This window comes from Comamonas sp. 17RB (assembly GCF_030056555.1).
Classification (GTDB): domain Bacteria; phylum Pseudomonadota; class Gammaproteobacteria; order Burkholderiales; family Burkholderiaceae_C; genus Comamonas; species Comamonas terrigena.
Window position 1 is genome coordinate 663622 of sequence record NZ_JASHHY010000002.1, and the last position, 7649, is coordinate 671270.

Annotated in this window: 4 protein-coding genes; 2 read left to right on the forward strand and 2 right to left on the reverse strand. The window is 62.7% G+C overall.

Going from position 1 to position 7649, the window contains the following annotated elements; genetic code table 11:
- Window positions 1-175: 175 nt before the first annotated feature.
- Window positions 176-1966, forward strand: a complete 1791-nt coding sequence (locus tag QM470_RS06195) for an NAD(P)/FAD-dependent oxidoreductase (RefSeq protein ID WP_218333509.1) — start codon at window positions 176-178, stop codon at window positions 1964-1966.
- Between the two features lie 151 nt (window positions 1967-2117).
- Window positions 2118-2657 carry a VUT family protein gene (locus QM470_RS06200; RefSeq protein WP_283338557.1) on the forward strand — a complete coding sequence of 180 codons (540 nt, stop codon included), beginning with the start codon at window positions 2118-2120 and terminating at the stop codon, window positions 2655-2657.
- Window positions 2658-2753: 96 nt separating this feature from the next.
- Here QM470_RS06200 and QM470_RS06205 read toward each other — a convergent pair whose 3' ends face one another.
- Both QM470_RS06205 and QM470_RS06210 read right to left on the reverse strand, forming a co-directional pair.
- The gene (locus QM470_RS06205) at window positions 2754-3773 is read right to left on the reverse strand and encodes a hypothetical protein (protein WP_283338558.1); all 1020 of its coding nucleotides are present in this window, start codon (window positions 3771-3773) and stop codon (window positions 2754-2756) included.
- A gap of 284 nt (window positions 3774-4057) precedes the next feature.
- A complete protein-coding gene (locus QM470_RS06210) occupies window positions 4058-6433 on the reverse strand; it encodes a calcium-binding protein (RefSeq protein ID WP_283338559.1) in 2376 nt (791 codons plus the stop codon).
- Between the last annotated feature and the right edge of the window lie 1216 nt (window positions 6434-7649).

Sequence of the window (7649 nt, forward strand, 5' to 3'; positions counted from 1 at the left end):
GGTACCTGTGGTACCTGTGGTACCTGTGGTACCTGTGGTACCTGCATGGAACGCTATAAAAAACAGCGCTGCCACCGCTCCGTTCCCGAGCCTGCTCCAAGGCCACCACGCGCGCGCCCCCTGCATGGGCGTGCTTTACCGTACCATCCAGGCCCTTGCTTGATAGGTACAAGCCATGATCCGGATTGCAGAACTCAAACTCCCCCTCTCGGCAGTGGAATACCACCCCGAGAACCACACCGAATACCAGCCCATCGCCAAGCTGACCGCCCTGGCGGCCGAGCGTCTGGGCATCCCCGCCAGCGCCATTGCCCGGCTGCATGTGCACAAGCGCAGTTTTGACGCCCGCAAGAGCGCGCTGCTGGCGGTCTATATCGCCGACATCACCCTGGCCGATCCGGCGCAGGAAGCCGCCCTGCTGGCCCGGTTTGCCGACCAGTCCCATGTGAACCCCACGCCGGACATGGCGTGGAAACCCGTGGGCGCAGCCCCTGCCACGCTGGCCGACAGCGAACGCCCGGTGGTGGTGGGTTTTGGCCCTTGCGGCATTTTTGCCGCCCTGGTGCTGGCACAGATGGGGTTCCGCCCCATCGTGCTGGAACGCGGCAAGGAAGTGCGCGAGCGCACCAAAGACACCTGGCGCCTGTGGCGCCAGCGCGAACTGACACCCGAGTCCAATGTGCAGTTTGGCGAAGGCGGCGCCGGCACCTTCTCCGATGGCAAGCTCTACAGCCAGATCAAGGACCCGCGCCACCTGGGCCGCAAGGTGATGACCGAGTTTGTGCAGCACGGCGCACCGGAAGAAATCCTCTACGCCGCCCATCCCCACATCGGCACCTTCAAGCTGGTCAAGGTGGTGGAAGGCATCCGCGAGGAAATCATCCGCCTGGGCGGCGAGATCCGCTTTGAGCAGCGCGTGACCGATGTGCAGATTGACGGCGAAGGTGCACAACGCCAGCTGACGGCCCTGCAGGTGCTGAACCAGGCCACTGGCGAAAGCTATGCCCTGCCCACGCAGCACGCCGTGATGGCCCTGGGCCACAGCTCGCGCGACACCTTTGCCATGTTCTACGAGCGCGGGGTGGCCATGGAAGCCAAGCCGTTCTCGATCGGCTTTCGCATCGAACATCCGCAAAGCATCATCGACCAGGCCCGCTGGGGCAAGGATGCCGGCCACCCCCTGCTGGGCGCGGCCGACTACAAGCTGGTGCACCACGCGGCCAACGGCCGTGCGGTCTACAGCTTCTGCATGTGCCCGGGCGGCACCGTGGTGGCAGCCACCAGCGAACCCGAACGTGTGGTCACCAACGGCATGAGCCAGTACTCGCGCGCCGAGCGCAATGCCAACGCCGGCATGGTCTGCGCCATCAACCCCGAAGACTTCCCGCGCGATGCCAAAAGCTTTGCCTGGGCCTTCGACGGCAAGACCTATGGCGTGGAAGACCTGGCGGAAGGCCAGTTTCACCCGCTGTCCGGCATCGTCTTCCAGCGCCAACTGGAGTCCAAGGCCTTCCTGCTGGGAGGACGCAACTACAGCGCCCCCGGCCAGCTGGTGGGTGACTTTGTGGCCGGCACCGAATCCAGGGAATTCGGCAGCGTGGAGCCCTCGTACAAGCCCGGCATCCACCTGACCAATCTGCACCATGCCCTGCCCGCCTACGCCATCGAAGCCATGCGCGAAGCCCTGCCCGCCTTCGGCAAGAAGATCCGCGGCTACGACATGCCCGATGCGGTGCTGACCGGCGTGGAAACACGCACCTCCTCGCCGGTGAAGATCGGCCGCGGCGCCGATTTCCAGAGCGAGAACACGCGCGGCCTGTACCCGGCCGGTGAAGGCGCCAGCTACGCCGGCGGCATTCTGTCGGCCGGTGTGGACGGCGTGAAGGTGGGTGAGGCCGTGGCCTGCGCCATGCTGGGACTGGAGCTGCCGTCGTCCGGCATCCGCAGTTCGGGCGGCGCGGCGTAAGTACATTGAACGCCCCCTGCCGCGTGGTGCGCCACCCCTCTCAAGGGGATGGGCACCACGGCGCAGGGAGGCCCCTCCTCGCGGCCTCTGCAAAGGGGCCGTACCGGTTGCGCAGGCCGGTGACTGCGCGCAGTGCCATGGATTTCTGCATATGAACCACCACCCCACCGTTGCCTCCCGCACCCCGCTGCTGATCGCCATCGCGGCCATGGTGGTGGTCGTGCTGTCGTCCAACATCCTGGTGCAGTACGCCATCAACGACTGGCTGACCTGGGGCGCCATCACCTACCCGTTTGCCTTTCTGGTCAGCGAACTGGTCAACCGCGGCTTTGGCCCGGTGCAGGCGCGGCGCGTGGCCTGGGTGGGTTTTGCCGTGGCCGTGGCCGCCTCCCTGGTCCTGGCACCACCGCGCATTGCGATGGCCTCGGGCCTGGCGTTCGCCTGCTCGCAGATGCTGGACATCACCGTGTTTGACCGCCTGCGCCACAGCCGCTGGTGGCGCGCGCCGCTGATTGCCACCGTGCTGGCCGCCTGCCTGGATACCGCCATCTTCTGGAGCGTGGGCTTTGCCGGGGAAGAACTGCCCTGGGTCACCTGGGCACTGGGCGATCTGGGCGTGAAGCTGGTGCTGGGGGTGTGCCTGCTGCTGCCCTTCCGCCTGCTGATGGGCAAAGTGGTGGCAACGCGCTGAGCCTGCGGGATCCACGCATTCAGCGCGGAATGCAGCGACAGGGAAATCTGCTGCATCGATTGGAAATTCCAGACATCCTGCGCCTGGAGTTTCCGCTCATTTCATATAGAAATCCTTGAAGAAATTCTGCTGATTCTCGGGTATTTTTTTGATGCCGCCCCCCACATGCCTGCCGGGAGGCAAGCGAAACGCTTTTGGAAAATCCTTGCCATCCGGGAACGCATAGTAGCTGTCATGGACCAGCACATCCTGCTTGATCAGCGGCCAGACCACTTCCATCAAAAATACCTGGTCGAATAGTGGATTGTTCCCATATTTGCCACTCTCCAGCAATATCTCCTGGATATTTGGCAGCACCCCGGCCACCCCACCCCACATGCCGGCCAAGATAAGCTCCACATGGTAGGGATGGTCACGCATGATGTGGAACTTCTTGTCCGAATGCAGCCATTCCTGCACCGCAACGACTTCCTGCACATTCACCCGTGAATCAGTATCCCGACACAGAAAATACTCCACACCCGGATCATCCATCACCAGAAACCGCCACATGGAGCGGAATTTCTTCAGGCGTTCATCCTCGATCATCACCACCTGGGCATCCAGCTTTCTCAAGGCATCCAGCGCCTGGGGCGGCACCGATGCATCGCAATAGAATCTGGCGGTCCAGCCGTCATACATATGCGGTATCAGCTGTGCATTGATCAATGCACCGGTGACGTAAACCGGATCATCCCCCCACAAGGAAAAAGCGATGATATTGCTTTTCTTTTTTTTATAGTCAAACAGCGGATGCCTGCTTCTGACTGAAAAATCAGCATAGGCAGAGCTCTGGAATTTATCTACCGCAATACGGTCTTTCAGCGCCAGGCACAAATAGCCCTGTCTCACCGCCTCGTCTTCTTTCCCTGCCAGCCACAACGTGGACACCAGCACATTCCGGTAATAAAAATTGTCTTCCTGGATGCGCATCGCTGCCAAGATGGCATCCGAAGCTTCCTGGTAGCGCTTCATGTCTTTCAGGCACAAGCCAAGGCCATACCAGGCTTTGTGATTCAAAGCATCTTGGGCGACCGCTTCTCTATATTCTGCTTCGGACAACCGGTTCTGACTCATTCCGAATCATTCATAAAAATTTTGACCGCGTGGCTTTTATCTGCTGAATACCTCAGCCCCATGCGATTTTCACCGATACGGGTTCTGCCACCAAGCGCCACGGCCTCATGCCTTGCCCCACTCGCTGCAGCCAAGCAGAAAAGGCCAGGCCATCAAGGCAGCGGCGCGCCCGCGGTGCCATGGCAGCCCACACAAAAAAGAGCTGCCTGTGCCCGTAGGCACAAGCAGCTCTGGTGGTGGCAGCGCCCGTACACCTTGCAGCACACGAGCGCCGGCGCCTGGCTTTACAGATCCACGTGCAGCTTGCCCTGGCTGATCAGGTCCTGCACCAGCTTGGCCTGGTCGGTGGTGTCGTAGTTCTGCCCTTCCAGCACGATCTTCTGGTTGGCACCTTCGCTGGCCAGATGACCTGTGGTCGAGATGTTCAGCACCGTCGTCGACTTGCCGTTCACCGTTTCGGTGGAGGCGCCCAGGTAATCGCTGAGGTTGGACTTGTTCTCGCCCTGCAGCAGATCGCTCAGGTCCAGCACATCCTTGCCGTTGCCGAAGTCCTGGACGGTATCCACCGCCGGCGCTTTGGCCGTGCCTTCGTCGCCCTTCAGCCAGACAAAGGTATCGTCGCCATCACCGCCCAGCAACGTATCGTTGCCTTTACCGCCATACAGGTGGTCGTCGCCCTTGCCGCCCTCCAGCTTGTCGTTACCGGCACCGCCAAACAGCAGGTCATCGTCGTCGGAACCCAGCAGTGTGTCCGCTGCGTCGGCACCGGCCACCACGCTGGAGGCGTCATGGCCATCGGCCGTGGCCGATGCATCGTGCGCATCCGCAGACTGCGCATGCGCGGTCAGCGTGAAGTCGGCATCCTTGGCCCCCGTGATGGTCAGCTGCGCATGCACAGACTGGCCGTTGTCCGCCAGCACGCCGTCAATGTGGACCTTGCCATCGACCACCGCGACTTCCACACCGTTGTAGACCACCTTGGCCCCGGCAGGAATGCCTTCCAGGGTCAGATGCTGCGACAGCACTTCACCGCTGCCATCCACATCCGCCAAGGTGGCGGTGATGGTCACGATGTACTCGGCCGCATCAGCCGTGACGGGCACCGTGGTCAGCTTGCTCACATCCGTGTGGCCCGGGGTGTTCACCACCAGCTGGCCACCAGCGAAGACACCTTCCACCTTGTTCATGCCCTGGCCCACTTGCTTGCCAGTGCTGGTGGAGATGTTCAGGCTTTCCAGCACATTGACCTGGGTGCTGGCGTTGTTGGCCGTCGGCGTGTTGATCTTGGCGCCAGAGGCGGCGTCCCCAATCAGGATCGCATAGTCTGGTGCCGTCGAACCCTTGGCTCCGTTGTTGCCCGTGAAGTTGTTGAACGCACGCCAGGAGCCGTACTCGCCATCCGAGACATTGCCATTGCCCGACCAGGTACCGCTGCTGCTGTGCAGCAGGAACAGGTCGGTCTTGTCGGCAGCGGCGGAGTTGGTGTTGGCCTGGCCGTTGGTGTCGTAGCCAATGCGGATCAGGTTTTCACCGTACTGGGCCTCGCTGAACGCACCGTTCTTGTAGACGAGGATGTCGTTCTTGCCATCGCCGTTGGAGTCAAAGTCGTTGATCGGCGTCTTGCCCGTGCCATCGACACCCCTGGTGGAATAGGTTCCCCACACCCGCACATTGAAGCCCACGGCCACCACGTTGCCGGCAGCATCCAGGTTGAAGCCATTGCCACTGGGGTCCTTGGCACCGCCGTTGACGGCCGTCGTGCCTTCCAGCGGATCCTTGGCGACATTGTGCGCAGTGATCTCCAGCTGCACCTCGGGTGCATTGACCACCGGGTCCGGATCGCCGGGCACCTCCGGCACTTCCGGCACCACCACGGCAGGGACTGCCACGGTCAGATCATCCGATGCGGTGTCGCTGCCGTATTTGCCCGAGGCCGACACATCCGCCGTCAGGTCCAGCGCCGGGCTGCCATGCGGCACGTCCAGCGTGATCTTCACATCGGCCAGGCTCACGCCGCCCGGGTTGTGCAAGGTCAGCACGCCATCGTGCAAGGTGTAGTCCGTGCCTTCAACCAGGGTCTTGCCGTTGTGTTCGATCGAAACCACCTTGGCATCGCCCAGGCCACGCACCTCCACATCGGACATTGCATCGCCTGCATCACCTTGCGTCAGCAGGGCATCCAGGTCCAGCGTCACCTGATCGGTCAGGTGCTGTTCAAACCCAGGCATGCCGCCATCGATGGTCTGGCCGTCGCCAAAGACAATGCCGGCAAAACGGTCCAGCGTCAGCGACAAGGTGTCTGGCGACGACTTGTCCTTGATCGTGCCCTTCCAGCTTCCGCCTTGATAGACCAGGCCCGACAGGTCGTACTGGTCCAGCGGCTTGGGCAGCACCAGGATGTCCACCGGCTTCTGGTTGGCCTGATCCCAGGTGCCCACCACATTGGTCGTCCCCTTCACCGTGGTGTGGTTGTAGCCCACCTGGTTGATGACCACTGCATGGGACTGGGTGCCTACACCCATGTCATAGGTCACGGCAGTCACCGTTGTCTTGCCCATGCCGTCCACGACCACGCCACCGTCACCCACCGTGATGGAGGAGTCGCCCTTGGTATAGATGATTTCCGTACGGCGCGACTCTTCCTCCAGCGAGATGGTCACTTCCGGAGGATTTCCAGGCGGAGTCGTCGGAGCCTCTGTCGGTGCTTCGGTGGGAGCTTCAGTAGGCGCCTCCGTTGGAGCCTCAGTTGGGGCCTCAGTTGGGGCCTCCGTTGGAGCCTCGGTAGGGGCTTCGGTCGGAGCTTCAGTAGGCGCCTCAGTCGGGGCTTCGGTAGGTGCTTCCGTCGGAGCTTCAGTAGGCGCTTCCGTTGGAGCCTCAGTCGGTGCCTCGGTAGGCGCTTCAGTCGGAGCTTCCGTGGGCGCCTCAGTAGGCGCCTCTGTCGGGGCTTCCGTTGGAGCCTCAGTTGGTGCCTCGGTAGGCGCTTCAGTCGGAGCTTCCGTGGGCGCCTCAGTTGGGGCCTCTGTCGGAGCTTCCGTAGGTGCCTCAGTCGGGGCTTCGGTCGGAGCTTCAGTAGGCGCTTCCGTCGGCGCCTCGGTTGGAGCTTCTGTAGGAGCTTCGGTCGGTGCCTCGGTAGGCGCTTCCGTCGGAGCCTCAGTAGGAGCCTCGGTCGGCGCTTCCGTCGGGGCCTCAGTTGGAGCTTCGGTAGGCGCTTCCGTGGGTGCCTCAGTTGGGACCTCGGTAGGTGCTTCCGTAGGCGCCTCTGTTGGGGCCTCGGTCGGCGCTTCCGTCGGAGCCTCGGTAGGCACTTCGGTTGGAGCTTCTGTCGGCGCTTCCGTAGGAGCCTCTGTTGGAGCTTCCGTCGGTGCTTCCGTGGGAGCCTCAGTTGGGGCCTCGGTCGGGGCTTCCGTGGGCACCTCAGTAGGAGCCTCGGTCGGTGCTTCCGTCGGAGCTTCTGTCGGCGCTTCCGTTGGAGCCTCAGTCGGTGCCTCGGTAGGCGCTTCTGTCGGAGCTTCCGTGGGCGCCTCTGTTGGGGCTTCCGTAGGTGCCTCAGTCGGGGCTTCGGTTGGAGCCTCGGTAGGTGCTTCCGTCGGTGCCTCAGTAGGGGCTTCCGTCGGAGCTTCAGTAGGCGCTTCCGTTGGAGCCTCGGTTGGTGCCTCGGTTGGTGCCTCGGTAGGCGCTTCCGTCGGAGCCTCAGTTGGTGCTTCCGTGGGCGCCTCAGTAGGTGCCTCGGTCGGAGCCTCAGTCGGGGCTTCGGTTGGAGCCTCGGTAGGTGCTTCCGTTGGGGCTTCCGTTGGGGCTTCCGTTGGGGCTTCAGTCGGAGCTTCCGTCGGAGCCTCGGTTGGGGCTTCAGTCGGGGCTTCAGTCGGGGCTTCCGTC